Source organism: Bifidobacteriaceae bacterium (assembly GCA_031281585.1).
Classification (GTDB): Bacteria; Actinomycetota; Actinomycetes; order Actinomycetales; family WQXJ01; genus JAIRTF01.
The window spans coordinates 39176-65009 of the sequence record JAITFE010000045.1 but is presented as its reverse complement, the minus strand read 5'-3'; the positions used below and the strand labels follow the sequence as shown (position 1 = coordinate 65009).

26 protein-coding genes, 1 pseudogene and 1 riboswitch are annotated in these 25834 nt (G+C 68.8%); of the genes and pseudogenes, 12 read left to right on the top strand and 15 right to left on the bottom strand.

Annotated elements, in window-relative coordinates; genetic code table 11:
* The first annotated feature begins 266 nt into the window (after positions 1 to 266).
* On the top strand, positions 267 to 410 hold the full coding sequence (locus LBC97_04795) for a hypothetical protein (protein MDR2565370.1): 144 nt from the start codon (positions 267 to 269) through the stop codon (positions 408 to 410).
* Positions 411 to 422: 12 nt separating this feature from the next.
* On the top strand, positions 423 to 1109 hold the full coding sequence (locus tag LBC97_04790; protein MDR2565369.1) for a DUF4143 domain-containing protein: 687 nt from the start codon (positions 423 to 425) through the stop codon (positions 1107 to 1109).
* A gap of 326 nt (positions 1110 to 1435) precedes the next feature.
* Here LBC97_04790 and recQ read toward each other — a convergent pair whose 3' ends face one another.
* A complete protein-coding gene (gene recQ, locus LBC97_04785; GenBank protein ID MDR2565368.1) occupies positions 1436 to 3508 on the bottom strand; it encodes a DNA helicase RecQ in 2073 nt (690 codons plus the stop codon).
* 178 nt (positions 3509 to 3686) lie between these two features.
* A complete protein-coding gene (locus LBC97_04780; GenBank protein ID MDR2565367.1) occupies positions 3687 to 4415 on the bottom strand; it encodes a hypothetical protein in 729 nt (242 codons plus the stop codon).
* A 184-nt stretch (positions 4416 to 4599) separates the two neighbouring features.
* Here LBC97_04780 and LBC97_04775 point away from each other — a divergent pair, with 184 nt between their 5' ends.
* Positions 4600 to 5298 carry a Pr6Pr family membrane protein gene (locus LBC97_04775; GenBank protein ID MDR2565366.1) on the top strand — a complete coding sequence of 233 codons (699 nt, stop codon included), beginning with the start codon at positions 4600 to 4602 and terminating at the stop codon, positions 5296 to 5298.
* A gap of 265 nt (positions 5299 to 5563) precedes the next feature.
* Here the strand turns inward: LBC97_04775 and LBC97_04770 are convergent, their stop codons facing one another.
* The 4 genes from LBC97_04770 to LBC97_04755 all read right to left on the bottom strand — a co-directional run bounded on the left by LBC97_04770 (position 5564) and on the right by LBC97_04755 (position 9987).
* Positions 5564 to 5956, bottom strand: a complete 393-nt coding sequence (locus LBC97_04770; protein MDR2565365.1) for a DUF4333 domain-containing protein — start codon at positions 5954 to 5956, stop codon at positions 5564 to 5566.
* Positions 5957 to 6851: 895 nt separating this feature from the next.
* A complete protein-coding gene (locus tag LBC97_04765; protein MDR2565364.1) occupies positions 6852 to 8045 on the bottom strand; it encodes a hypothetical protein in 1194 nt (397 codons plus the stop codon).
* A 2-nt stretch (positions 8046 to 8047) separates the two neighbouring features.
* Entirely contained in the window at positions 8048 to 9112 is a 1065-nt protein-coding gene (locus LBC97_04760) for a trypsin-like peptidase domain-containing protein (GenBank protein ID MDR2565363.1), read from the bottom strand.
* Positions 9113 to 9297: 185 nt separating this feature from the next.
* A complete protein-coding gene (locus tag LBC97_04755; protein ID MDR2565362.1) occupies positions 9298 to 9987 on the bottom strand; it encodes a hypothetical protein in 690 nt (229 codons plus the stop codon).
* A gap of 152 nt (positions 9988 to 10139) precedes the next feature.
* Here LBC97_04755 and LBC97_04750 point away from each other — a divergent pair, with 152 nt between their 5' ends.
* Positions 10140 to 10607: a DUF2975 domain-containing protein gene (locus tag LBC97_04750; GenBank protein ID MDR2565361.1), complete on the top strand. Its 468-nt coding sequence runs from the start codon at positions 10140 to 10142 to the stop codon at positions 10605 to 10607.
* Positions 10607 to 10819: a helix-turn-helix transcriptional regulator gene (locus tag LBC97_04745; protein MDR2565360.1), complete on the top strand. Its 213-nt coding sequence runs from the start codon at positions 10607 to 10609 to the stop codon at positions 10817 to 10819. Before LBC97_04750 ends, LBC97_04745 begins: the two co-directional genes overlap by 1 nt.
* A 41-nt stretch (positions 10820 to 10860) precedes the next feature.
* Here the strand turns inward: LBC97_04745 and LBC97_04740 are convergent, their stop codons facing one another.
* Entirely contained in the window at positions 10861 to 11409 is a 549-nt protein-coding gene (locus tag LBC97_04740; GenBank protein ID MDR2565359.1) for a pyridoxamine 5'-phosphate oxidase family protein, read from the bottom strand.
* 386 nt (positions 11410 to 11795) lie between these two features.
* Positions 11796 to 11937: riboswitch (cobalamin riboswitch) on the top strand.
* A gap of 119 nt (positions 11938 to 12056) precedes the next feature.
* On the opposite strand from LBC97_04740, the gene LBC97_04735 reads away from it, so the two are divergent.
* From LBC97_04735 to nrdF, 4 genes are all read left to right on the top strand, one after another.
* Positions 12057 to 12347 carry a glutaredoxin family protein gene (locus tag LBC97_04735; protein ID MDR2565358.1) on the top strand — a complete coding sequence of 97 codons (291 nt, stop codon included), beginning with the start codon at positions 12057 to 12059 and terminating at the stop codon, positions 12345 to 12347.
* Positions 12348 to 12654: 307 nt separating this feature from the next.
* Positions 12655 to 13065: a class Ib ribonucleoside-diphosphate reductase assembly flavoprotein NrdI gene (nrdI, locus tag LBC97_04730; GenBank protein ID MDR2565357.1), complete on the top strand. Its 411-nt coding sequence runs from the start codon at positions 12655 to 12657 to the stop codon at positions 13063 to 13065.
* Complete coding sequence (gene nrdE, locus LBC97_04725) at positions 13062 to 15224, top strand: class 1b ribonucleoside-diphosphate reductase subunit alpha (GenBank protein ID MDR2565356.1); 2163 nt, start codon at positions 13062 to 13064, stop codon at positions 15222 to 15224. The genes nrdI and nrdE overlap by 4 nt, the downstream gene beginning before the upstream one ends.
* Positions 15225 to 15254: 30 nt before the next feature.
* Positions 15255 to 16247, top strand: coding sequence for a class 1b ribonucleoside-diphosphate reductase subunit beta (nrdF, locus tag LBC97_04720; protein MDR2565355.1), 993 nt, complete (start codon positions 15255 to 15257; stop codon positions 16245 to 16247).
* Between the two features lie 100 nt (positions 16248 to 16347).
* Here the strand turns inward: nrdF and LBC97_04715 are convergent, their stop codons facing one another.
* From LBC97_04715 to LBC97_04680, 8 genes are all read right to left on the bottom strand, one after another.
* Complete coding sequence (locus LBC97_04715) at positions 16348 to 16752, bottom strand: PIN domain-containing protein (protein ID MDR2565354.1); 405 nt, start codon at positions 16750 to 16752, stop codon at positions 16348 to 16350.
* Complete coding sequence (locus LBC97_04710; protein ID MDR2565353.1) at positions 16749 to 16994, bottom strand: ribbon-helix-helix domain-containing protein; 246 nt, start codon at positions 16992 to 16994, stop codon at positions 16749 to 16751. Before LBC97_04710 ends, LBC97_04715 begins: the two co-directional genes overlap by 4 nt.
* A 535-nt stretch (positions 16995 to 17529) precedes the next feature.
* Positions 17530 to 18843, bottom strand: a complete 1314-nt coding sequence (locus LBC97_04705) for a YibE/F family protein (protein MDR2565352.1) — start codon at positions 18841 to 18843, stop codon at positions 17530 to 17532.
* 10 nt (positions 18844 to 18853) lie between these two features.
* Entirely contained in the window at positions 18854 to 19399 is a 546-nt protein-coding gene (locus LBC97_04700) for a DNA-3-methyladenine glycosylase (protein ID MDR2565351.1), read from the bottom strand.
* 492 nt (positions 19400 to 19891) lie between these two features.
* Positions 19892 to 20131: a hypothetical protein gene (locus tag LBC97_04695; GenBank protein ID MDR2565350.1), complete on the bottom strand. Its 240-nt coding sequence runs from the start codon at positions 20129 to 20131 to the stop codon at positions 19892 to 19894.
* A gap of 117 nt (positions 20132 to 20248) precedes the next feature.
* A complete protein-coding gene (locus LBC97_04690) occupies positions 20249 to 21490 on the bottom strand; it encodes an FAD-dependent oxidoreductase (GenBank protein ID MDR2565349.1) in 1242 nt (413 codons plus the stop codon).
* Positions 21447 to 22424, bottom strand: a complete 978-nt coding sequence (locus LBC97_04685; protein MDR2565348.1) for an ABC transporter ATP-binding protein — start codon at positions 22422 to 22424, stop codon at positions 21447 to 21449. Before LBC97_04685 ends, LBC97_04690 begins: the two co-directional genes overlap by 44 nt.
* Complete coding sequence (locus LBC97_04680; GenBank protein ID MDR2565347.1) at positions 22411 to 23298, bottom strand: ABC transporter permease; 888 nt, start codon at positions 23296 to 23298, stop codon at positions 22411 to 22413. Before LBC97_04680 ends, LBC97_04685 begins: the two co-directional genes overlap by 14 nt.
* 55 nt (positions 23299 to 23353) lie before the next feature.
* Between LBC97_04680 and manA the strand changes: the two genes are divergently transcribed.
* From manA to LBC97_04665, 3 genes and pseudogenes are all read left to right on the top strand, one after another.
* Positions 23354 to 24571, top strand: a complete 1218-nt coding sequence (manA, locus tag LBC97_04675) for a mannose-6-phosphate isomerase, class I (protein ID MDR2565346.1) — start codon at positions 23354 to 23356, stop codon at positions 24569 to 24571.
* A 119-nt stretch (positions 24572 to 24690) separates the two neighbouring features.
* On the top strand, positions 24691 to 24948 hold the full coding sequence (locus LBC97_04670; protein MDR2565345.1) for a WhiB family transcriptional regulator: 258 nt from the start codon (positions 24691 to 24693) through the stop codon (positions 24946 to 24948).
* A gap of 47 nt (positions 24949 to 24995) precedes the next feature.
* Positions 24996 to 25682, top strand: a pseudogene (locus LBC97_04665) (glycosyltransferase).
* Positions 25683 to 25834: the final 152 nt, after the last annotated feature.

Here is a 25834-nt window from a genome sequence, read left to right as displayed (position 1 = left end):
GACCTGTTCGGCCAGCACGCCCACGGGGAGTTCGCCCTGTTCGAGCGCCAACAGGATCCGAATCCGAGTCGGGTCCGACAACAACGCGAACACCTCGGCGGCCAGTTCGACGTATTCGCTCTCCGCGACTTGGGACGTCGCAGCCCGCGCGGCCGAAGCCCGCATATCTGCATCCATACGCAGACAATAACATTTGTGGGTCATCGCAACGGGTTCGCAATTCCCGCGCGCATGCCCCGCCGGCCGACGCAGGCAATGCGACCGGATTGCTGCGGACGCCAGCGCTGTTCTACAGCCCGTTGACTGCGGCCGAATGCGCCGAGACCACCGCGGAGCAACTGGTCCCGAAGCTGGCGGTTGGGGGATTCCCCAACCTTGCCCTGCTTGACCCTCCTCCCGACCTCGCCTAGGCCCTGGCCCAGGTGCGTTCGGACAGGATCGGCCTGCTCTCCGATTCGGCCCTACCGGAACTCCGTCTCGACGCGGCTATCGCCGGAGCGGTGCTCGACCAGCTGCTCCGAGGCCCGGGGAACCAGTTCAACGCCAGCCGCCTGAGCCAAACCTTGGGTGTGGACCGGCGAACCGTCGACCGCTACCTGGGGGTTTTCGGACGATTGTTCCTGGTCCACTGGCTGCCGAATCTGGCCACGACTCCCAGCCGTCAGGCCTTCTCCAGGGCCAAAATCCACCCGGTCGACACGGCGCTCTCGTTCGAGGCTCTTGCGCGTTCAGGGGTGGACTTCTTCGGCCAGAGGGAGCAGTTGGGCCAGCTCCTGGAGTCACATGTCGTCAACCAGGTGACCGCCTCGGCCGCCTGGTCCAACCTCGGCATCGAAGCGGGCTATTGGCGGGCTGCCGGCCACGCGCCACGGGAGGTCGACTTGGTGTTGGCGGATTCAACAGGCCGCCGCGTGGCCGTCGAGGTGAAGGCCGCCAAGCTGGTTGGCCGCGAAGACGCCGCCGGGATCGCGGCCTTCGCCCAAGCCTGCGGGTTGCACCGAGGATACGTGGCGTACTTGGGCACCGATTTGAAGCCCCTGATGGATGGCGTTTGGGCGCTTCCGCTCAGCGTTTTGACCCAGCCCGGACTGTTCCTCCAGTCGGAGTGACCAGACCCGAGACCAGTTTTCTGCCCAACTGCCAGGAGGACGATGCCGTCTGGTTGGCGCCCCGCGTCGGCCTGGGTTGGGTTCGGGGCGGGTTGGCCACCCGTCTCTGGCCGTGCGGCGGGGCTCTGCGCGAAACTGACATCCGTTGCGCTTCACGTGCCAAAAACGGCGCATCCAATGCACATTTCTTGCAACCGCCGCTGGTCGGTGCGCACCAGCGCCGCGCGGCTGGGCAGACCGGCCACCCGGCCCCTGCATTTGGACGGTCTCGCCGTAGAGACCACCGGTTTGCACGAGCCAAGTCCAAGAAGTCGGCACACCCTGGCTCAGGCGGGGCGCGGGTCTTCACGGGTCTCACCGGTTGGAGGGGAGTGGCCCGGCGGGGGCTGGGAGCCCAGTCCCTGGCCGCCCTGGGCGCGGTCAACTGGGGAGTGGTCCGGCGGAGGCGGGGGAGCCTCGGCCGGGGCGAGCACGCCCAGGAGGCCTTCGGCGTACGCCTCGAGTTTCGCCTGGCCGATCCCGCTGATGGGCATCAACTCCTCGCGGGAAGCCGGACGGGCGGCGGCCAGCGCGCGGAGCGTCGAGTCGTGGAAGACGACGTAGGCGGGCACCCCGCGCTCCTTTGCCGTCGCCGCGCGCCAAGCGCGCAGTTCCTCAAACAGGGCCTGATCCTCGGAGCTGAGGGCCGCCGGTTCGGCTGAGGCCCCGGCCCCGTCCGCACTCGGGCCGGCCCCTCCCGGCGACCCGCCGGAGCGGCGTCCGCTCTGGGCTGCCTGGCTGCGGGTCTGCGGCAAGTCCTTTCGGAGGGGCACGGTCCGATCGCCCCGGAGGATCTCCCGCGACTGCGGGGTCGCCACCAGCACGCCGTGGCCCCCTGTGCTTACGGCCAAGTCGCCGCGGGCCAGGAGTTGGCGCACCACGGCCCGCCATTCCCCGTCCGACAAGTCGGCTCCTATGCCCCATGTCGAGAGCGTGTCGTGGCCGTGCTGGGCCACTCTGGGCGTGCGCTTCCCGCGCAAGATGTCGATCAGGTGCCCGGCACCGTAGCGTTGCCGGCGTTCGCGGTCCAGGCGGACCACCGTGGACAGGAACTTCTGGGCGGCGATGGTGCCGTCCCACGTCACCGGCGGACTCAGGCAGGTGTCGCAATTGCCGCACGCCGCCGCCTCCTCGCCGAAGTACGCCAGCAGGTTGGAGCGGCGGCAGTCAACCGTCTCGCACAGTGCGAGCAGGGAATCCAGGTGGGCTTGGGCGTTGAGTTTGAACTCGTCCTCCGCAGTCGACTCCATTATGAAACGGCGCTGGAGGACCACGTCCGCCAGGCCGTAGGCCATCCAGGCGGTGGCGGGAGCGCCGTCGCGGCCCGCGCGGCCGGTCTCCTGGTAATAGCCCTCGACGGACTTGGGCAGGTCGATGTGCGCCACAAAACGCACGTCCGGCTTATCGATCCCCATGCCGAAGGCGATGGTGGCGACCACCGTGAGGGCGTCCTCGGCCAAGAAGCGGCGCTGCACGGCCCGCCGGGCGGCGGCGTCCATCCCGGCGTGGTAGGCCAGGGCGTCTATGCCGTGGGCGCGCAGGTGGGCGGCCACCTCCTCGGTGGTCGCGCGGGCCATGGCGTAGACAATCCCGGCCTGGCCGGCATGCTCCTCCCGGACGAAGCGGACCAATTGGTCGCGGACGGCGGCCTTGGGCTCTATCCGGTAGGTGATGTTGGGCCGGTCGAAGCTGGAGACGAAGTGCCTGGCGTCCGCCAGCGCCAGGCGCTCGGTGATTTCGCGGTGGGTGGCGCGAGTGGCCGTGGCCGTCAGCGCGAGGCGGGGAACCCCCGGCCAGTGCTCCGCCAACGCGCCCAGTCCCAGGTAGTCGGGCCGGAAATCGTGGCCCCACTGGGACACGCAGTGGGCCTCGTCAATGGCGAAGAGCGCAATCGGAGCCTCCTGGAGCAGCGTCATGGTGGCGGGCGTCAGCAAGCGTTCGGGCGCCACATAGAGCAGGTCGAGCTCGCCGGCGGCGTAGCGCCGCTCCACGCGCCGCTGCGCCTCGGGTGAGAGCGAAGAGTTGAGGTAAGCGGCTTGGATCCCCAGTTCGTTGACGGCGGTGACCTGGTCTTCCATCAAGGCGATGAGCGGGGACACCACCACCCCGGTGCCCGGCCTGAGCAGGGACGGGATCTGGTAGCAGAGCGACTTGCCGCCGCCGGTCGGCATCAGGACAACCGCGTCGCCTCCGGCCGTGACGTGCTCGATCGCGGCCGCCTGGTGGCCCCGGAAGTCCGAATAGCCGAAAACGCGCCGAAGGACTCGCAGGGGCGTGGGCCCCGAATCGTCGTTCGGGACGGCCTCCGGACCCGGCGCGGAATCTGAGACCGGAACTGTGGGCGCTGGCTCGATGTTCACGCCTTTGAGGCTACCGCCGCGGTCTGACACCGTCAGTCGTCCAGTCGTCCCGCCGTCAGTCGGCGCTTGGTCAGCCGGCGCCCGGCGCTCCGTCCCGCCGGTGCTCCCCGTCTCCCGGCTGGTGCCTCGGCCTTGGGCGGGGCGTCAGGCGGCCTCAGCACGGGAGCGGTACGCCAGCTTAGGCGGCGCCGCTTTCCGGGCCTGCGGAGCCGGACCGCGCCGCCCGGTCCGCCTTGGTCTGGTAGAGCCAGATCGCGTTGCGCAGGCGCAGCGGCGTGACGGACATCGTGTTGGCGGCAGCGTCGACCAACGAGACGGCGTCCGCGCCGCTGACGGGCGCGCCCGTGGCGTGGGTGGCGAATTCGACTAGCCAGAGGTTGCGGGGAACCGTCTCAATCCCAGCCGCCAGCCCAAGCCTTTCCCAGCTCATGCCGGAACTCTGGGCCGGGAGGGCGAGCCACCGGCGGTGAAAGTCCTGGTACTGATCCGTGTCGCCCGCGCAGGCGGTCTGCAAATCGGCGACGGACTGTACGCCGCTGGCGACGGCGGCATCGGCGGCTTGTTGGACAACCTGGGCCTTGTACGGGGCGTTGTCCCTGGAGAACACCCGTTGGCGGTTGCCGATCTGGTCAATCCACGCGTCCAAGCCAATGCTGAACGTCGCGGCCAACTCGCGGGCGCCGTCATGGTCCGCGTCCGCCCCCTGGGCCCGGCGGTAGTCGCGGTAGCGGCCGACTATCTCGATCACGTTGGAATAGCGGACTTGCTCGGACCAGATGGCGTCGATGACGCTCTCCGCCAGGGAATCCGGGTAGCTGTTCAGCTTGGGCCATTCGGCCGGGTCCGGCAGCAAGGTCCGGCAGGCGTCCAGGAAACGGTTGATTTGTGTTGCGCTAAGTGTGGTCATGGCGCCAACCTAGGCTTCCGGGCGGCCGCCCGCACGACCCCGTCTGGGCGGTCCCGCAGTGTGGTGGCCCGTGCGGGACCCGTGGGAAACGGGCGCGGCCGGGTTCCAACGCGGCGATCCGGATGGCGGAAGGCGCCAGGTTCCGGCACGGAGTCCCGGCGGGCCCTCAATAGAATTAGGGCTCATGGTCGTTACCCGGCGTTATGCGGCGTTGGCGTTCCGGCTCGCCGCGATGGTTTCGATCACGACCGGATTGGTGCGCCTGGTCTGGCTCTTCGGCTCGGGGCTGTCCGGCGCGGCGTTCTTGTACTACACCACCCTCAGCAACGTCCTGGTGCTGGTCTGGATGGCCGTCATGGCGGCCATCACGGTAAAGGACATCGCCCGCGACGGCCCGCGCGGCGTGTCCGCGCCCTGGCCCAGGCTTGGCGCGGCCGTGATGATGGCCATCACCGTCACAATGCTGATCTACCTGTTTGTGCTGGCCCCGGCCGCGTTCAAGCAGAGCGGCAGCGACTACGTGCCCTTCACCTTGACCGACGACCTGATCCACATTGTCACCCCGTGCCTCGCGATCGCCGACTGGTTCTTGTTCGCGCCCAAGGGGTGCCTGCGGCTCTACGACCCGCCGCTCTGGGCCATAATCCCCTACATCTACCTGGCGTTCGCCTTCACCTGGTCCGCCTTGGGCGGCACCTTCGGCGTGGGCGGCCACTACCCGTATTCGTTCATGGACGTGGGGGAGTACGGCCTGGGCGGAGTGGCCCTACAGATTCTGGTGCTGACCGTCACGCTTGTCGCATTTGGCTACATCTACGTGCTGGCGGACAAGCTCTTGGCCCGGCGGGCACGCGGCCGCGCCGCCCAGGCGACGGCGGCCTGAGCCCGATCGGCGCCCAGCCCACTTGGCAACGCGTGCTGGAGGGGTCGTGGCCCGCTCCGGTAAGGGTGGCGACGGCATCGGCGGCCGTCAACGCGTGCTAGAGGGTTCGCGGCCCGCTCCGGTTCGGAAAGCTGCGCTTCCTTGTGCTCTTTGGCTTTCGCCTCAAGCTCCTCGTCGCGGTGGGTCCGGCGTTGAATGTCCCGTCACCCCGCGTCGGCTTCTCGCCCTGAGGTGGCCGTCAACCCAGCCCAGGAGGCTGGCCCGTTCACTGGTCCGTTAGGCCGCCTAAATCCTGCCAGAAGGTTTCGGCCTCGCCGGTCGAGCCTTCGGCCAGGGGATCTACCAGCGCGCCCTGTTCTCCCTCTCCCACGGCTCCGACCAGATACTGGCCTTCGTTGACCACCGTGATCTGCGCGTCCGCCGACTGGCCGGCCGTGGTGGCGTAGTCGCAAACGTATTTCGCGCCGGCCTCGGCCGACATGCGGTGCGGGCAGAGCACAGATCCCGAGTCGACCGAGATGCCGAAATCATTCCTCAGAATCTCCTCCACGCGCTTCTCAACGGCAGCCTTGTCCAGGGTGGGAGCGCGATTCAGCACCATGAAGTAGAAGGCGGTCGCGGCCCCTCCCACCACCAGAGCTGTGATCAGCGCTGTCACAGCGACGACTGCCCCCCGCGACCTGCCGGGAGCGGCCTTCCGGGGCGCGTCCGCCTGGCCGGTGTTCGCGGGGGCCGGCGGCTTTGGGTCGCCTGGGGGCGAGGCCTGCGGCGTAGGACTGCTGGAAGGCGCTCGGGCCGTTGGCGGGTCGAAAGCCCTGTTCTGCGGGTGGGCTCCGGCAGGTGGGTGGCCTGGGGCTGCTGGGCTCGGCGTGCTTGGCGGGCCTGCTGGGTAGCTTGGGCGTGGTGGGTAGCCTGCTGGGCCTGGTGGGCTTGGCGGGCCTGCTGGGTAGCTTGGGCGTGGTGGGTAGCCTGCTGGGCCTGGTGGATAGCCTGGGCCTGGCGGATAGCCTGGGCCTGGCGGATAGCCTCCTGGGCTGGGTTGGTAGCCCGGGCCTGCTGGATAGCCGCCGACAGGTGGGTAGGCGCCCGGAGGCGGGTAGCCCGGACCCGGTGGGTAGCCGCCCGCAGGTGCCGGCTGACGCGATTGGCCCGGCTGCCCAGCCGGGTACGAGGTGCCTTGCCGCGCCTGGCCAGCTTGGCTCTGCGGGTACGAGGCGAAGGGGCCCGGCCCGGCCGCCGGCGCCGCCGGGTTCGCTGGGTACGGGGGATAGGACGCCGGCTGGGCAGCCGGGTATGGAGGCGCCGGGTGCGAGGGACCGGCTGGCTGGCCTGCCGGATACTGGGCCTGCGGCGCCCCCTGGGCCTCCGGGTGAGCCGGACCGGGCGCCGACCCGGCCGCCTGGCCTACCGGATACTGGGCCTGCGGCGCCCCCTGCGGCTCCGGGTGAGCCGGCACGGGCGGCGGATCGGCCGCAGGCGGCGGCGTCTGGTCTCCGCCGGGCGGGTGAGGACCCTCTGGCGGCGCCTGCCCGCGATCCGGCGCGGATTGCTCATCAGCCATTTTGCTTCTCCCTCAGTTCTTGTCTGCGGGCCTGGACCGCTTCCGAGAAAGCCGCCATCTCCTCAGCCGTGAAATAGGTCACGTCCAGCGGGTTGGGTGGCTCCGGGAAGTCCTCATCCCGCGCCTCGCCCAGGCTCTCCCAGCCCGCCTGGATCTGCACCGTGTCTTCGCCGGCCGTCACGGTGCCGTTGATCTCGGCCTTGAGTGGCTCGCCCTCGGCCGTCTGCCACAGCAACACCGACACCGGCTGCCCGCCGACTTGCGGCAGGATCGCGTCAAGCTCGGAATTCGTGTACATCACGGGGAAATTGGGAAAAACCCTGCTGGTGACGAGGCAATTGAACGGCACCGTCAAGCTCAACTCGGTCGTGCCGTCGGGTAGCTGCGTCACACGGGGCCACAGGGAAGACCCAAAGTCGGTCGCCGTGTCGCTCGAATCGTCGCAGCCCTGGGCTGCCGCCTCCTCAGATTGGCCGGACTGCTCGGAGCCCCCCGCGGCCTCTTCCAAGTTCGCGTTCAGCAACGCCCAGAAGATGGTGCCGCGGACGCCGCACAGCAAGGCGTAGGAGGACGCCGCGCAGAATGGCATCCCATACGGTTCGCGGTCGGCGTCTTGATCGGTCGGCAGGTCGTAGTAGAGGGCGGGCTCGGCGACCCAGGGCGTCGGCGCGAGGTCCCGTAGCTGCTCGCCCAGAAGGTTGTAGTCAAAATCAGACCCCGCCGGATGGAAGGTGAACAGTGTGGAGCCTTCGATCCCGTTGTCCGGTTGCATTGCCACTTCGGCCGGGTTGCCCCTCATCGCCAGTTTCGCCATCACCCCGCTGGCCGGTTCGCCGTTGACGGTCACCAGCGTGTACATGTTTGAGGCGACGGACCACTCGCCTCCCAGCATCCAGTTGTGGTCCGCCATGAACGCGTCGAGCGCCGCCAGCCGCTCGTGGACGCGCTCACCTTCCACGCGGAGCTGGCCTTGGCCGTCCGCGAACCCGTCCGCCTGGGCCGTCAGCGCGCATCCGCCAGCCATGGCGACGGCCAACAGACCGGCGACCGCTTTGGGCCACTTCCAAGCGCCCGATGCCGCCGCCGCAGCCCCCGAATCACCGCACTTGGCACCCGCTCGCTTCGCCGCGGATCCGGTCAGCGTCCCTAGCGCGGGGCCCCTGAGCCAACTCCGGAACCAGCCCATGGTCAGCCGCCTCCCTCGAACAGCCCGTCGTTGACGGCGCCCGCGTACTCGTACAGCTCCAAAGCGGCGGAGCCCAACGCGTTGGCGTTGAGAGACCAACTGTCGCCGGTGGAGGAGACGCCCACCAGGTAGCCGGCACCCCGGTCCGGGTCCCACCTGGTGAACCATCCCCCGCCGGAGCAGCCTGGGGTCATGGTGCAGTCGATGGAATAGCCGCCCATCTGGTAGCGGAACCAGCTGGAGGCGGCGCAGAACCTCTCGCTCCGGCCGTCGAATGGCGCGGCGGTGGGATAGCCAATCACCACCAAGGTTTCGGTTGGCACGCCGAATGCGATGCCCTGGGCGCCCACAACGTCTTGGATTTTCGCGCCTTCGCTGTTCGGGGCCAGGCGGACGAACGCGTAGTCGTAAGCCCATCCTTCGCCCCACACGCCGTCATCCCCCGAAAACGCGCCGTCGGAGAATTCTGTGCGCAAGAACACCTCTGCGGCGGTCCAAGTTCCGTACGGGGCGACCTCGGCGTTGCCCTCGTCGCCGGGGATGAAAATCATGTGTTCCATCAGGCCCCCGTTCTCTGTGTCCCAAACGCAGTGACCGGCGGTGGCGATGATGTCGTGGGTGGCGGAGGAGACAACTGTGGCTGAGCACACCCCGTAGCGATGCCAGGTGTTGTCGTGACTTAGGTAGAGGCGCCCGGTGGTGCCGTGGTTCATGCCAGTCTGCGGAGCCAGTCCGCCGGAATCATCGTCGCCCAGGCCAACCCCGTCCTCGCCCAAGATGGGCCCCAGCCCGTCGGTGGGCAAAGCGAACGCGCCTGTGGCCGCGTCGTTGGGCGCCTCGTAGCCGGGGTTGATGTCTCCGCCCCAAGGATCCTCCAAGGATCCTCGCTCCTGCCAATGGTCGTTGGCCGCCTCCGGGTCCAACTCGAACTTCGCCATCAGGTCCACCCTGGGCGACTGGGACGGCCTGGGGACGAGCACCGGCGCTGCCGTGTTGGCCGTTCCTTCGGCGTTCACAGTTGTCGCGCAAGCGGCCAGGGAGACCGTGGCGGCCAGCGCGAACCCCACTGCCGCAAAGCCTCGGCGGCGTGGTGCGGACATATCGCCTTTCGGGGCCGGAAACAGTTCACCCGTGTTAGCGGGCTGTCACCACAAACTCTACCTTGTGGTGGAACTACTGGGCTCTTGCCTGTGCGAAAGCGTTGCCAGCCGCCTTTCGGGCGACGGCGGTTTGCGCCCCCGGACCGGGACCCTCAGACGTTGATTCTGAGTGAGTCGAGGATGGTCTCATAGACCGGGCTGAACGCGTCCGACCAATACCCGAAAACGGCGATGCTTGTGATCGGCTCGCCCTCCAATGAGAACTGGCCTTCGGGAATGAACAGCACGTAGAAGCGCATTGGCAGCCCGTAGAGAACCTCCACGGTGGCGGTGATGGCGTCGAAACCGTCGATCTTGGTGTGCTCGCTGGCTGCAAGAACGCCGACGTCGCCGCTGGTGAACAAGTCCATCCACTCTTCTTCGGTGTCCGGAGACGAGGAGACGCCAATCGTGACGGCGGTCAGAGAATCCCCAGACGGGGAGTTGACCACCGTGAAGCAGTTGCGCGATTTCTCCTCGAGCTCATAACCGCTGGGCAACCGGTACGCGAAGCACTCGGACCGCACCGTCCGGCCATCAGATTCGGCTTTGGTGCCGTCGATCGGGACGCCTAACGTCTCGGCCGCCCCAGCGCCCGATGCCGTCCGGTCGCCTCCCGCTTCAACCCGCCCGCCCGCGGTTCGGCTGGCCACGTCACGGCGCGGCTCGGCCTGGTCTTCGACGCCCGTTCGCTGGGCGCATGACGCGGTGGCGAGCAGACTGGCGGCCATGGCGGCGGCGGAGACGCTGGCGAGGAACCTGCGGCGCAATGATCTGGCGCCGGTTGGGGTTGAGGAAGTCATCGGGCCAACATAGGCGCCGGTCAAGGTCATTCCAGCGCCCGTCCCCCCAAACCTGTGGATAACCATTGCGTGGGGGGCGGCATCGGCGGACGCTAACATATCGATAAACGGTGGTAAACTGTCGAAAAACGATACGGAAGCGAGGGACCTCTATGCGAACGCGGCTGCTGCTATTTCTGATCGGCCTGTTGGCGGTGATTCTGGCGCCCATCCAGGTTCTGGCTCTGCCCTGGATGGCCGCGGTAGTCGCCGAATCCGCCCCGGAGTTCGCCGCGCTCCGTTGGCCCTTGCTGGCGCTGGCCGAGTTCATGCTGATAATCGCCGACTTGTTCCTCTTGGCGCTCGGACGACTGGTGGCCATGGCGGGACGCGGCGTGGTCTTCTCCAGGCGGGCCGCCTTTTGGGTGAATCAACTGATCGCCTGCCTCTGGGTGGAGACCGCCGCGATCATCCCCTGGCTGGCGGTCCTGGGCCTGGTCACGCATGGGCCGCCCGGGGCGAGCGCGGTCTGCGTGGTCGGCCTGATCGCCGGCACCGCGGCCGCGCTGGTCGTCAGCGTGATGAAAGCGCTGCTCGTTCAGGCCACCGAGCAAGCCGACGAACTGGCGGAGATCGTCTGATGGCGATCGCCGTCAACCTGGACGTGATGATGGCGCGCCGCAAAGTGGGCGTGGCCGAATTGGCCGAGCGGATCGGCATCACGCCCGCCAACCTGTCGATCCTGAAGAACGGCCGCGCCAGGGCCGTCCGCTTCTCGACGCTGGACGCCCTATGCCGGGCGCTTGACTGCCAACCCGGCGACCTTCTGGTGCGGGAGCCGGACGGCGCCTGACGGCGCGTGACCGCTCCGGCGGCCCCTCCGGTGAAGACGCGTCAGGGGGCCAATCGCTGCTTCGCGGTGACCTGGTCCAGGACCATGCGCAGCACGGTCACCAGTTTGACGTCGCGCTCCGTCAACTCGTGCGAGCGCCCGGGCGCGTACTTGTCCAGCAGCGCGACCAGCCCGGCGTGGGCCAGGCCCGGGTCGTCGCAGGCCGCGAGCCGTCCCCAGCCGATGACCGATTCGAAAGCCGCGCCGATCCGGCACGCCTTCGCGTTGTCGACCAGCGCGATCCGGCGGTCGGCCTCGAAGCAAGCCCGCACGCCGTTGCCGATCGCCTCGATTTTGCGGCCCTCGCCGGTGCCGTGGAAGTAGACCTCCAGCCCGGCCTCGACGCGCCGGTGGGCGAAGTGCAGCGGCAGCACATATGGCTCGCCCCGCGAATACAAGCCCAGCCGGCCGATCTCGCAACGACCGAGGATCGCGTCCACCTCCGCCGGGTCGGCGATCTCGCGGTCGTGCCGGCGCATGCCCTGGCTCTGATCTTGGTCGAGGGCCGGGCCATTGCCGCCGCCTGGCGTCTCACGCTCGGTTTCGCTCATTGGGCAACCATAACGCCCCGCGCGGGCCTGGCCGGCCAGGCGCGAAGTGGACGGTCCTTGACCACCAGGTCGCCGGCCTCCGCGCGGAGGTTCCACAGCGCTCGCGGACGGACGCCTGGATCAGCTTCCGGCCGACTGCGTGGACAGCCCGGCCGCCGCAGAAAACGGTACCGTCCCCGCTTTTGCCGCTGAAGGCGTGTGCGGGGAGGGGCGTTGGGCGGTGCCCAAGCACACGGCCGTTGGTCCCATTTGAGACGCTATGTAGTGGCTTGGCGTAGATTCGCCACAAGATGTAGTAACGTGGCTGCATTGCTGGTCGCTCGCAAGAGCGGCGGGAGGGCAGTCCCAAGGTCGCAGCCGGTGGCCACAGGGCGGCGCTCCCGCACGGGAACCCGGTGCGAATCCGGGACTGCCCCGCAGCGGTGAGTGGGAACGACGGTGACATTGACGCACTGGGCCGCACGGCCCGGGAAGCAGTCGCCAGGTAGGAACCGGGGCCCGCCCCGAACGCCCGCGAGTCCGAAGACCTGCCGGCATGCACGGGCAAAGGCCCGTGGGGGAGACGCCGGCCCGAGGGGGCCCGCCTCGCGGACGGCCGTCCGCCGCGTCCGGGCGTTTCCCATGACAGACCTTTGGAGACAAGCGCCGTGACCGTCACCGTCTATTCCAAGCCCGCCTGCCCGCAGTGCCGCGCCACCCAGCGCGCCCTGGACCGAGCCCAACTCGAATACCAGGTGGTGGACCTCAGCCAGGACGACCAAGCCCTCGCCGAGGTGCTCGCCATGGGCCACCGCCAAGCCCCCGTGGTGGTGGCGGGCGAACAGCACTGGTCCGGCTACCGCCCGGACCGGATCGCCGCCGTGGCGGCTTTGGCCCACGCCGCCGAACACGACGCCGCCGATGCCGTCCGCTTCAGCGCCGTCCGCCGGGCCGCCTGACGTGCCCGCCGTCTTGCCAGGCCGGCGCCCGGCGCCGAGCCAAGATCGAGAACGGCCGCAGGCTGCGGCGTGCCGGGAGGCGCCCGCCGATTCGCGCCTGGCCGGACTCGGAGCGGCGGACGGACGGACCATGGGGTCGGCGCCGGGCCAGGACCGGGAACGGCCGCAGGCCGCCGCGCCGGACAGGCCGCGGGCCTCGGCGGCGTGGCGGGGGACGCGGGCCGGCTTGCGGCTGGCCGGGTTCGGCCCGGCGGGCGAACAGGCCGAACGCCCGGCGCCGGTGGACGGCGGGGGGCGGCCGCTCGGCATCGTCTACTTCTCATCCGCGTCCGGCAACACCGCGCGCTTCGTCGAAAAGCTGGGCTGGCCGGCCGAGCGGATTCCGCTGCACCGGCCTCAGGGCGCGGCCAAAGACGACCCGGGGCTTGTCGCGTCCGGGCCGTTTGTGCTGGTGGTGCCCACGTACGGCGGCGGGCAAGAGCGCATGGCGGTCCCGCCGCAGGTGATCCGATTCCTGAACGAGCCGGCCAACCGGACGTGGCTCAGAGGCGTGATCGCGGCGGGGAACACGAACTTCGGGACCGCGTACGGAATAGCGGGGGACGTCGTCGCCGCGAAATGCCAAGTGCCGTGCCTGGCGAAATTCGAGTTGATGGGGACGCCGGCCGACTTGGCGCGGATCCGCGACGGGCTGACAGATTGGTGGGGGAACCAATGACGGGACAATTGTTGCAAACGGCGCCGGAGGGCGGCGCCCAAACGGCCGACGATTACCGCTCGCTCAACGCGATGCTGAACATCTACGGCCCTGACGGACGCATTCAATTCGAAGCGGACCGCGCGGCGGTGCGCGAATACTTCCGCCGCCATGTTGTCCCGAACACGGTCCAATTCGACTCGCTCGGAGTCAAACTGCGCCACCTGGTGGAAAACGACTACTACGAGCCGGAGACGTTCGAACCGTACACAACCGAATTTGTCGAGCGGCTGTTCGCCCAGGCGGCGGCTTATCGGTTCCGGTTCCCCACTTTCATGGGCGCGTACAAGTTCTACCAGTCCTACGCGCTGAAAACCTTCGACGGGAAACGGTACCTGGAAGGCTTCGAGGACCGGGTCTGCATGGTGGCGCTGACCCTGGCGCGCGGCGACGAGGCGTTGGCGACCGGCCTGGTCGAGGAAATCATCACCGGCCGTTTCCAGCCCGCCACGCCCACCTTTCTGAACGCGGGCAAGAGGCAGCGCGGCGAATCAGTCTCCTGCTTCCTGATCCGCTTGGAAGACACCATGGAGTCGATCGCGCGCGGCATCAACGCCGCGCTCCAACTCTCCAAACGCGGCGGGGGAGTCTCCCTGCTGCTCTCCAACCTGCGGGAAGCCGGGGCTCCGATCAAGAAGATCGAGAACCAGTCGTCCGGGGTGGTGCCGGTGATGAAACTGCTGGAGGACTCCTTCTCCTACGCCAACCAACTGGGCGCGCGCCAAGGGGCGGGCGCGGTCTACCTGTCCGCGCACCACCCGGACATCATGCGCTTCCTGGACACCAAGCGGGAAAACGCGGACGAGAAGATCCGCATCAAAACCCTTTCCCTGGGCGTGGTCATCCCGGACGTCACCTTCGAATTGGCCAAGCGGAACCAGCCCATGTTCCTCTTCTCGCCGTATGACGTGGAGCGGGTCTACGGGCGGCCGTTCGCGGACGTCGGCGTGACCGAACACTATGAGGAAATGGCGGCCGACCCGCGCATCCGGAAAACCCAGATCGACGCGCGCGGGTTCTTCCAGACCCTGGCCGAAATCCAATTCGAGTCGGGTTATCCGTACCTCCTTTTCGAGGACACCGCGACCCGCGCGAATCCGCTGCCCGGCCGCATCACGCATTCCAACCTGTGCTCGGAGATCCTCCAAATCTCGACCCCGTCCAGCTACAACGAGGACCTTTCCTACCGCGAGGTCGGGAAAGACATTTGCTGCAACCTGGGCTCGTTGAACATCGCGGCGGCGGTCGACTCGCCGGATTTGGGCCGGACCGTCGAAATCGCCGTGCGGGCGCTGACCGCCGTGTCGGAAGGCGCCCAAATCGGCTCCGTGCCCTCGGTGGAGCGGGGCAACCGGGCGTCGCACGGCATCGGGCTTGGGCAAATGAACCTCCACGGCTTCCTGGGCCGCGAGCGGATCCACTACGGCTCCCCGGAGGCGATCGACTTCACCGACGTGTACTTCGGCGCCGTCGCGTACCACGCCCTGCGGGCGTCCAACCGGCTGGCGATCGAGCGCGGCGCCGCCTTTGAGGACTTCGCCTCCTCCTCCTACGCGACCGGGCGGTTCTTCGACCAATACGTGGACGGTCCCGTCGCCGCCGTCCCGGCCACCCCTCGCGTCGCGGAGTTGCTGGCCGTCAAGTCCTGGCGGCCGCCCACGCGGGAAGACTGGCTGGACCTGCGGGAATCGGTGATGAGGCACGGCCTTTTCAACGCGTACCTCCAGGCCGTGCCGCCAACCGGGTCGATCTCCTACATCAACAACTCGACCGCGTCCATCCACCCCGTCGCGGCGCGGATCGAGATCCGCAAGGAGGGGAAGATCGGGCGCGTCTACTATCCGGCGCCGCACATGGACCACTCGAACCTGGAGTACTTCGAGGACGCCTACGCGATCGGCCCGGAGAAGATCATCGACACGTACGCGGCCGCCTCGCGGCACGTCGACCAGGGGTTGTCGTTGACGTTGTTCTTCCCGGCGGACGCCACCACCAGGGATATCAACAGGGCGCAAATCTACGCCTGGAGCAAGGGAATCAAGACCATCTACTACGTCCGCCTGCGCCAGGAGGCGCTGGAGGGCACCGAGGTCGAAGGCTGCGTGTCCTGCGCGCTGTGAGGCCTGTTCGCGTTGGGAAAGGAAATGAAAATGTCTGTTGTGGAGCCCGCGCCGGCCACGGGCGGCCTGGGCCGCCCCGTCGAGGCCGTCGACTGGAACCGGATCGAAGACGAAGTCGACCTGGCGGTCTGGGAGCGTCTGACCGGGAACTTTTGGCTGCCGGAGAAGGTGCCGTTGTCCAACGATCTGCCGTCCTGGCAGACGCTGAGCCCTGCGGAGCGGGAGTTGACGAACCGGGTGTTCGCGGGGTTGACGCTGCTTGACACCATCCAGGGGACGGTCGGGGCGGTCTCCCTGATCGGGGACTCGCTGACCCCGCATGAGGCGGCCGTGTACACGAACATCGCGTTCATGGAGTCGGTCCACGCCAAGTCGTATTCCTCGATCTTCTCCACGCTTTGCTCCACCCCTGAGATCGATCAGGCGTTCGCGTGGTCGCGGGAGAACGTGTTTCTGCAGCGCAAGGCGTCGATCGTACTGGGGCGGTACAACGGGGACGACCCGCTGGCGAGGAAGGTCGCCTCGACCCTGCTCGAGTCGTTCCTCTTCTACTCCGGGTTCTACCTGCCTTTGTATTGGTCCTCGCGGGCCAAGCTGACCAACACGGCGGACGTGATCCGGCTGATCATCCGGGACGAGGCGGTCCACGGCTACTACATCGGCTACAAGTTCCAGCGGGGTCTGGCCCTGGCGGGCGAGGGCCGGCGCGCGGAATTGACCGACCTCGCGTTCGACCTGCTGGCGGACCTCTACGACAACGAGGTGGATTACACCACCGACCTCTACGGCCGGGTGGGGCTGGTCGAGGACGTCACCCGATTCTTGCGCTACAACGCCAACAAGGCGTTGATGAACCTGGGCTTCGAGGCGCTCTTCCCGGCCGACGAGACCCGTGCCGACCCGGCTGTCTTGTCGGCCTTGGCCCCCGGCGCGGACGAGAACCACGACTTCTTCTCCGGCTCCGGCTCCTCCTACGTCATCGGCCGCACAGTCCCCACTGAAGACTCCGACTGGTCCTTCTGACCGCTTCGGTCCTTGCGGGCCGGGCTGGACGGCGTTCACCGCCTCGGGGCCGAGAGCTAGCCGATCCGAGTTGCGGCGGGCCGCCCGTTCGGCGCCGCGGTCACACCGGGATGATCTTGGCGGGTCGCGCTTGGGTGAGCAGGCACATGTCGCCTGGGTCTCCGGTGAGGATTATGGCCGGCGCCAGGTCGTAGGCAGTCGAGGCGACGATGGCGTCGACGGTCAAGTCGCGCTTCTTGCGGCGCGCCCGGGCCGCGGCGGTTCTGAGCTCGCCGGCCCGGGCGGCAATGCGGGCGGTGGTGTCGCAGACGGTCATGCCTTTGAGAGCCCGCCAGTAAACGGCGTCTTCCGCCCGCCCGCTGATCGTCTCCGCCAAGACGACAGCCGGCACCGCGATCCTTTGCCCATTCAATTCGGCGGCGGCCAGCAGGCGCGCACCTCGGTCGGTGGGCCGCGCTAGGGCGGCGAAGCCGTGCGAGTCGAGGACCAGGACGGGCGGCGTCACGCGGAGGCCAGCTCCTGGGCCAACGCCGCCACCTCTTCGGCTGGGACCAGTCCGTGTTCGGCCTCGTATTCGGCCAGAATCTCGCGGCGGTGATGCGACTGGACGGCCTGCCGCAAGGCGTCCGAGACGAACGCGGACAGATTCCCGCCGCCGACAATCTGGTCCACGTCTTCCAGCAGGTCGGTCGGCACGGTGATGGTCTTGTGCGTGAAGCGTTGAGCGTTCGGCGGTGCGGTGGCCACGGCTCCAATGCTACCAGCGATGGCATTGGAGCGACGGGGGCCCGGCCGGGCGCGGCGAACACCCCCGACCGCGCCGGCAAGCAAAACCAGCGCCGCCAGGGGCCAAATCATCACGGGGGCGGGGTCTGGAAACAGGGGCCGTGACCATTTCCAGGTCGGGGCCGGCGGGCGGGTCCCGCAGGCGAATGCAGAATTCTGTCTGGGCTTTTCCGCCGAATGTGAGATTTTATCTGGGTTCGGCGTCCGAATGTCAGATTTCATCTAGCCCGAATTCACCTGCGAGCCTGTGACCAGGCAAGACGGGAAACACTCAAAGATATAGACCTACACTGGGCGGTCCGGGGCAGATATGAGGTTACACTCGCCGCCGAGAGCAAGATAAGAAACAACACTGGGCGCGCGCCGCAGACAAGAAATGACATTCGGCGCCGCTTTCACGATGGGATGGCTTTGACGGGTCTCGCTTGGGCGGGCGGGCGCAGGTGGCCTGGGTCTCCGGTGGGGATTGGCGCGTGCCACAGGCCGCCGAGGCGCTTCAGCGAGTTGGCCGTGCGTTGGGTGTCGCGGAACCCCGACCCGGTTCCTCTCGCCCCGCCGGCCCGGCCTCGACATCTTCGCCGTCAAGCGGGGCGTCATCGGGCGGCGCCCCATCTAGCGGCCCGTCATTCGGCGGCCCGCCGTCAGCCGATGGCGTCTGCGAAGGCGGCGAGGCCAACGCCGCCCCGATCGCCGTCGTCAAAGGGATGGCCAGGACCAGCCCGATCGAGGCGACCAGCGTGCGGACCAACTCCTCCGCGACCTCCTCGAAGGTCAGCACGTCGCCGGGCGTGTGGTCGTAGAGGTTGACCAGCACCAACAGCGCCAAGGCCGTGCCGACATACGCGAAGGCGATTGTGTAGACCGTGGAGGCGATGTGGTCACGCCCAATCCTCATGCCGCGCGCAAAGACGCGGCGGCGACTGGCCGCGGGTTCGGCCGCGCGGAGCTCCCACACCGCCGAGGCCTGCGTGATCGTGACGTCGTTGAGGACCCCGACCCCGGCGAGCACCATGCCGCACAGGAGCACGCCGCGCAGGTCCACCGCCGGGGCGATGGACGCCATCTGGCTCATGCCCTCATGCGTGCGGGGTGTCAGGTGCGCGGCCGGGATGGCCCACCAGGCGAGGGTCGCCACCACGGCGATCCCCGCGAAGGTGCCCAGCAGGGCCGTGGTCGTCTTAACGGAGATCCCGTGCGCCAGGTACACCACGATGAACATCACGGCGCTCGCGGTCACCAGGCCCGCGAGCAGCGGGTTTTTCCCCACGATCAGGGCGGGCAAGAGGAACTGCCAGATCACCAGCAGCGACAACACCAGGCCGGCAATGGCGGCCAGCCCCTTCCAGCGCGCCACCGCGAACACCAACAGGGCGAACACGCCGGCCAGGATGGCCATCGGCCAGTTTCGCACAAAGTCCGCGAAGACGTACGGGGAGCCGTTTTGCTCTGCGGCGGGCAGGCGCATCAGCTTGACGCGGTCGCCGGGGGAGAAGTCCTCCGGGGGCACCTCGGGGTTGAGGTGGATCGGCTGCGGCTCGGGCTCGCCCGGCAGCTCGACGAAGACGGCCGCCGGCTCCCCGTCCTCGACCATCGGCGCCGGGTCCGGATCCACTTTCACCACGGTTCCATAGGCCCACGATGCCGTCTCGTACAAATACGCTATCCGCTCCGGCAGGGCGCCCCGGTCCGGCCACAGCCAGGCGAGCCCGGCTCCGGTGGCCGCCACCAGCACGCCCATGACCACCCCGAGCGCGATCCGCACCGACCGGGGCGAACGGACTGAAAGGCTGGTCGGGCTGTGCACGTGCATGAAGTGAATGCTACGGCCGCGGTTCCCCGGCCCGGCTTAGGCTCGCGGCCAGAAAACGCCAGGGGCGGGCCTGGTCGGCGGGGGAGGCGTAGCCAATCCCGACACGGGGCAGCGCCTCAAAGCGGGGAGGCGGCGCTCCGGGCTCCAGCCAGAGGCCGCTCTCCGGCTCCAGGAGCAGCCCGTTTAGCGTCAGGTCTATGCCCATGGCCCCGGTGGCCCTGCCGGGCCCTGAAGCGCCCTCCAAGCCCCGGACAAGGGCGGCCTGCGGCTCGCCGACCCCGCCGGTGACAACGTTCAGCAGATGGTGGATGCCGTAGCAAAGGTAAACGTACGCGTGCCCGCCCGGTCCGTACATGACCGCCGTCCGCTTGGTCCGCCCGGCCCGGGCGTGGCAGGCGGTGTCCTCCTCGCCCCGGTAGGCCTCGACCTCGGTGATGCGGCGCCGTTCGACCCGGCCGTCCGGCCTGCGCCGGCAGAGTTTCGCCCCGAGCAGACCCGGCGCGACGTCCAAGACGTCGCGGGTGAAGAAGTCGGTGCTCAAGAACTGATCCGCCATGGTGGTCTACCAGCCTAATGACGGGAAGGCCCCGGCGAGGCGTCCCGGCGAGCGCGGACCGGCCGGCCAGGTGGCCGGGATCGGCGCGAGCCGGGGAACGGGACACGGAAAAAAGAACAGCGGCCCCCGCCCGCCCCGGCGGGGGCCGCCTCTCCAGGGCTGCGCAAGTCGCAACGCCACAAAGGCGGCAAGACTCGGCAACTCCCTAGAGAAGGTCGGCCCCGCCCGCCCCGGCAGGACCGACCGTGCCAGCCAGGTTAGCCCGCCACCGGGCTGGCGTCATTGTCAACGCTACCCACGACCTAGGTATTCCCACTCAGGACTTTTTATTTTTAACGGCCGTCGTGCTCAGGTTGGTTGGCCAGTTCGGCAAACCTGTGGCCTGCGCCATGAGGGCAGGCCACAGCGGCAGGCCGCAAGGCCGGGCGAAGAGGGCGGGCGGCAAAGGGCAAGCCCGGACGCCGTGACGGCGCCCAGGCCCGCAAGGCGTTCTCAAATGTCTTCGATCCGGATCTGTTCCGGGGCCACCCCGGCGGCTTGGGCCGCCCAGGCCTGAAGCTCTTCGGTGATGACGAACCGGGGGAACACCCACCCGTCGTCCATTTGGTCCTCCCACGGGACCGGGCCCGGGGTGGGGCCGTGCTTCGAGATGATCTGCTCGCCGACCTCTTTGGCGCCAGCGCCTTCGTAGACTTCGGGCCAGCCGGGTGCTTCCACCGTTAACCGAATCATGCGCTATTTCCTTTCCGCGGGTAGTCCAAGCCTACCGGCGCTGGTCAAGCCCCTGCACGCGCCACGCTGGCCGGGTGCGCCCCGGCGGGACAAGCACGGCGGGGCGGGCCCTGGTGGCTAGAGTTTCGCGGTCAGCGTGATGGCCGCGGCCACCGCCATGTCCATGTCCAGGTATTGGTAACGGCCCAGCCGGCCTCCGAACCAGACTCCCGGCGTCTGGTCCGCCAGCGCGCGGTAGCGCTCCAGGCGGGAGCGGTCCTGGGGCGTGTTGATCGGGTAATACGGTTCGTCGCCCGCCTGGGCCAGGCGCGAATACTCGCGCGCGATGACCGTCTTGTCCGCCGGGTAGTCCCGTTCGGGGTGGAAATGCCGGAACTCGATGATCCGCGTCCAAGGGTCGCCCAGGTCCGCGTAGTTCATCACGGAGCAGCCTTGGAAGTCGCCCGTCGCGGGGTGGCGCCAGTCGAAGTCCAGAGTCCGCCAGCCCAGCGGCCCGGCCGCGTAGTCGAAGTAGCGGTCGATCGGCCCGGTGAACACGACGGGCACCTGGCCAACGCAAGCGGCGCGGCTGAGGCCCGGCACGGGATCGGCGGCGGGGTCTAGGAAGTCCCGCCCCAGCACCACGTCGATCGCCGGGTGGTCCGCGAGGCGCTCCCACAGCGCCGTGTAGCCGTCCACGGGCAGGCCTTGGTGCGGGTCGGAGAAGTAGCGCGAGTCGTAGTTGTACCGCACCGGCAGCCGGTTGATGACCGAGGCCGGCAACTGCTCCGCCGGCGTCTGCCACTGTTTGGCGGTGTAGTCCTGGATGAAGGCCTCGTAGAGCGGCCGCCCGATCAGCGAGATGCCTTTGTCCCGAAGCGATTTGCCCGATGCCGTCCGCTCGCCCCCAGCACCCTCCGCACCCCCGCCGCCGGCCGGGTCGCCGCCGGTCCCGCCGTCCGCGCCCCCCGCGCCCGCCTGCTCGGCGATCAGTTGGCGCGCCTCGTCCGGGGTGAGTGCGGACCTGAAGAACTGGTTGATGGTCCCCAAGTTGATCGGCAGCGGGTAGACCTCGCCCCGGTGGCGGGTGAAGACCCGGTGTTCGTAGCCGGTCCAGGCGGTGAAGCGGCCCAGGAACTCCCAGACGCGCTCGTTGGCGGTGTGGAAGATGTGGGCCCCGTAGTTGTGGATCTCAATGCCGGTGTTCGGGTCCGGCGAGGAATAGGCGTTGCCGCCAATGTGGTCGCGGCGGTCCACCACCGCGACGTGGCGGCCGCGTTCCGCCATCAGCCGGGCGACCGTCAGCCCGAACGGTCCGGCGCCAACCACCACCAGGTCACTCATTGCCAGCCTCCTCGTTTGCCGTGACGTCTTCCGCAGCCTCCGCCGCCGGCGGCCGGCCGGCCTTGTAGGCGTCCAACACCTCGCCCACCGGTCCATCCATGACGAGTTCCCCCTTCTCCAGCCAGAGCGCCCGCTCGCACATCGCCTCGACCGCTTTCGCGGAGTGCGACACCAGGAACACGGTGCCCGCTTGGTCCTTGACCTCCAAGATCTTGTCGCGGGAGCGGCGCTGGAACTCGGCGTCGCCGGTGGACAGGGCCTCGTCGATCATCAAGATGTCCGGCACCTTCGAGGTCGAGATCGCAAAGCGCAGCCGGGAAGCCATGCCGGAAGAATAAGCGTTCATGGGCAGATGAACGAATTCCCCAATGCCGGCGAACTCGACAATCGAGTCGAAGCGCTCGCGCACCTGGGCCCTGGTCAACCCCAACGCCAGCCCGCCCAGCATGATGTTCCTCTCCCCGGTCAGGGCGGTCAGCAGGGCCGCGTTGACGCCCAACAGGGCGCATTGGCCGCCGGCGTAGACCGCGCCGTCCGAGTAGGGCATGAGCCCCGCGATCGCCCGCAGCAGCGTGGTTTTGCCGGCGCCGTTGCGGCCCACAATGCCGATCGACTCGCCCTCGTGGGCCACAAACGAGACGCCCCTCACGGCGTGGATCTCGCTGACCGAGCCGACGGCGCCCGCCGCGCGGTTGAACAGCCGCCGGTACAACGAGGGCTTGTAGCCGGTCGAGGCGCCCAGTTTGCGGCCGCCGAAGACCCGGTAGCGCACATGGACCCGGTCCACCACCATGGTGGGGACGCCGATGCCGTCCGCCCCAGCGCCGTACTCGCCGCCACCGTCCGCGCCGGTACCGCCAGAGCCAGGCCGGTGCCCCCGCCGCGCGCCCGCCCGCCCGCTTCCCGCCGGCAAGCCGCCCGCGAAGGCGTCCTGGTCCAGCGAGAAGTCAATGTCGTCAGTCCCGGCCATAGCGCGCCTCCGCCAACCAGAAGAAGACGTATCCGGAGATCAGGGCCGCGGCCGAATAGGCCAGGCCCAGTCCCCAGTCGAGCGGCCCGGCCGTCACGTCCGGGAGGATCGCCGAACGGGCCAACCGCAGGTAGAGGGCGAACGGCTCGTAGACGGCGATCAGGCCGAGCACGCCGAAACCGGCCGCCAAGACCTCCAAGGAGAAGAACACGCCCGCCACGTAGCGGGCCAATTGGGTGAGGATCGGCACCAGGTTGCCGAGGTCCGGAGTCGCCGAGACGACCCGGGCCAGGAAGAAGCCGCAACCCAACACGAACATGTAGATCAGGGCCACCGCGGGCGCCAGCATGAGCCACGACCAGGCCGGCGCGTGGCCTTTGGCCGTCACTATGACCAGCATGATGGCGAGGGCCGGCCACATCATGATCATCTCGGTCAGGGTCACCGAGATGGGCAGGACCGCGCGCGGGAACTCCAGCGCCCGGACCAGCTTGACCTTGGAGGCGATTGCCCGCCCGCCGTTGTTCAGCCCGGATGCCATGAACTCGAACAGGAAGGTGCCTATCACCAGGTAGGAGAGGAAGTCCTCCACGCCGCGGGACGCCTCGGGGATCATCATCCCGAAAACAACGTAGAAAACGCCGACCTGCAGAAGCGGCTTCAGCACGCCCCACAACTGCCCCAGGTAGGAGCCCTGGTTCTTGCCGTAGGCGTCCGACCGGGCCAACTCCCAGGTGAAGTCGCGGCGCCGCCAGATGGACGCGGTGTACGCGCCCAAACGCGGCCGGGCGCCCAACTTGCGCAAGCCGTAACGCGAGGCCAGCGCGGCGGCATCGGCGGTAGACAACGGCGCCGGCCGCGAAGGTGAGTCCACGCCACCAGGTTATCGCGCCGCTCCGTGCGGCGATTTGCGCTTACGCTTGTCTACCGTGTTGCGATTGGACCACGTTGTGCGCGACTACGCCTGGGGTTCGGTGGACCAAGTGCCGCGCCTGTTGGGGTTCGCGCCGTCCGGCAAACCGGTGGCGGAAGTTTGGCTCGGGGCGCACGCAACCGCCTCCGCTCTGGTGGGGCGCGGGGAGGACGACGCGGGCGTGGCCCTGCGGGACGTGATCGCCCGCAACCCCAAGGCGTGCGTGGGGCCAGACGGCGGCGAATTGCCATTTCTGCTCAAGATCCTGGGGGTGGCCCAGGCGCTGTCCCTGCAGGTTCATCCCGGCGGGGAGCAGGCGCGGGCCGGGTTCGCCCGCGAGGAGGCCGCCGGCATCCCCATCGGCGCGCCGAACCGCACCTACAAGGATCCGAACCCCAAGCCGGAGATGGTTTACGCGCTGGCGTCTTTCGAGCTGCTGGCCGGCTTTCGCCGGCCGGAGGACATCCGGGCCTCGCTTGAGCCGCTGGCCGCGACCTCGGCGTTGGCGCGGGCGTTGGCCCAGGCCCTGGCGCCGGGTCGCACGGGCGGATTGCGCCGGGCCGTCGAAATCGCGTTGACCGGCGAAGACGCGGGACCCGAGGCGGTTGAGGAGTTCACCGCCGCGTGCCGGCGCCAACTCGCGGCGCCGGGGGACGACCCGGGCCCCTACGCTTTGCCGGTCGCGCTGTCCAAGGGTTACCCCGGCGACCGCGGGCTGGCGGTGGTCATGATGATGACCCATGTCTCGCTGGCCCCCGGCGAGGCGCTGTACGTGCCCCCCGGAACCCTGCACGCCTACCTGCGGGGCGTGGCGGTGGAGATCATGGGGCCCTCGGACAACGTGCTGCGGGCCGGATTGACGACCAAGTACGCCGACCCGGCGCGAGTGGCGACCACCATCGACTGGGATTCGGCCGGGCCGACCCGGCCGGCCGTCACCCGCCAAGGCGCGGTCCGGCTGCTGCGGCCGCCGCTGCGGTTGTTCCAACTGGCGGACATCCGGGTGTCCGGCGCCACGGAGGTGCCGCTTGCCGGGCCCCGGATCGCCCTGGCCCTGGAGGGGGATGTGACGGCGTTCACCGACTTGGGCTCGCTGCACTTGGCGCGCGGACAGTCCCTGTTCGCCATGGCCTCAGAGGGGACCATGACTTTGCGGGGCAAGAGCCGGGTCATTTTGGCGGCTCCCGGAATGGGACCTGCGACCTGGGGACTTGCGAAGATGACAAACCTGTAATTTCATTGGTGCAACCTTTCTTGATTGGGCAGCTGGCTGCGAGGAGACGACACGTGTGGAATGTACTGGGCGATGGCGCTCTCACCCTTGAGTCCGGCGTGATCGATCCGCGGTCGAACGTGCCGGAGTTGTTCGGCGGCCGCGAGGATTCGGGGCCGCTGGGCTGGCAGCAGCGCGCGCTCTGCCCCCAAACCGACCCGGAGGCTTTCTTCCCCGAAAAGGGCGGCTCAACCAGGGAGGCCAAGCGGATCTGCGCGGCTTGCGAAGTGCGGGCCGAATGCCTTGACTACGCCTTGGCCAACGACGAACGGTTCGGCATTTGGGGAGGCTACTCAGAGCGCGAGCGGCGCCGCCTGAAACAGCGTCGAGCCTTGTGACGGCGCCGATCCGATTCGGGCCTGACCGCGCGCCAGCGGCCGCCGCGATGGCGGGTCTTGGCGCCGAAGTGGTGGCCGTGGTAGTCACCCGCGGTCGCTCTGACTATTTGCCGCGCGCTTTGGTGGCTCTGGCGGCGCAGACCCTCTCGCCCGCCGCCGTGATTGTGGCGGACGCGGGGGGGCGCTCCGATCCGGCAATCGCGGAGATGGCCATCCGGTGCGGCATACCGCGCGAGGCCCTGACGGTGGTGCACGCGGTCCGAGCCAAGAACTTCGGCCAGGCGGTGGCGGCGGGGCTGTTCGGACGCCCGCCGGCGCCCCTCATGTGGCTGCTCCACGACGACTGCTACCCCGCCCCGGATTGTCTGGCCAATCTGGTCGCCCGCGTCGAGATGTCGCCCTCGGTGGCGGTGGCCGGGCCGAAGCAAGTCCAAGCCGAGGCCCCGACCCGCCTGGGGGAGGTCGGCGTCACCACCACGCCGCTGGGCCGCCGCGTGCCCTACGGGGTCAACGGCGAACTGGACCAGGGCCAATACGACCGGCTCGAAGACGTGTTGGCGGTCGGCAGCGCGGGCATGTTGGTTCGCGGCGAGGTTTGGCAGGCGTTGGGCGGATTCGCCCCCGCCCTGGGGCCATTCCGGGACGGCCTTGAGTTTTGCCGCCGGGCGCGTTTGGCCGGCCACCGGGTCGTGGTGGAGCCGAGCGCCGTCCTGGAGCACGAGCAGGCCGCCTATAGGGGCTTGAGGGACGCCGACCGGCGCCACCCGGAGCCGTCGACCGCCCGCTCCTACGGCGCGCGGCGGCGCGCCTTCATCTTCACCCAGCTGGTGGACGCGCCCTTGTGGGCCACCATTCCGGTGGCCGTCGCGGCCGTCGTGGCCGGGAT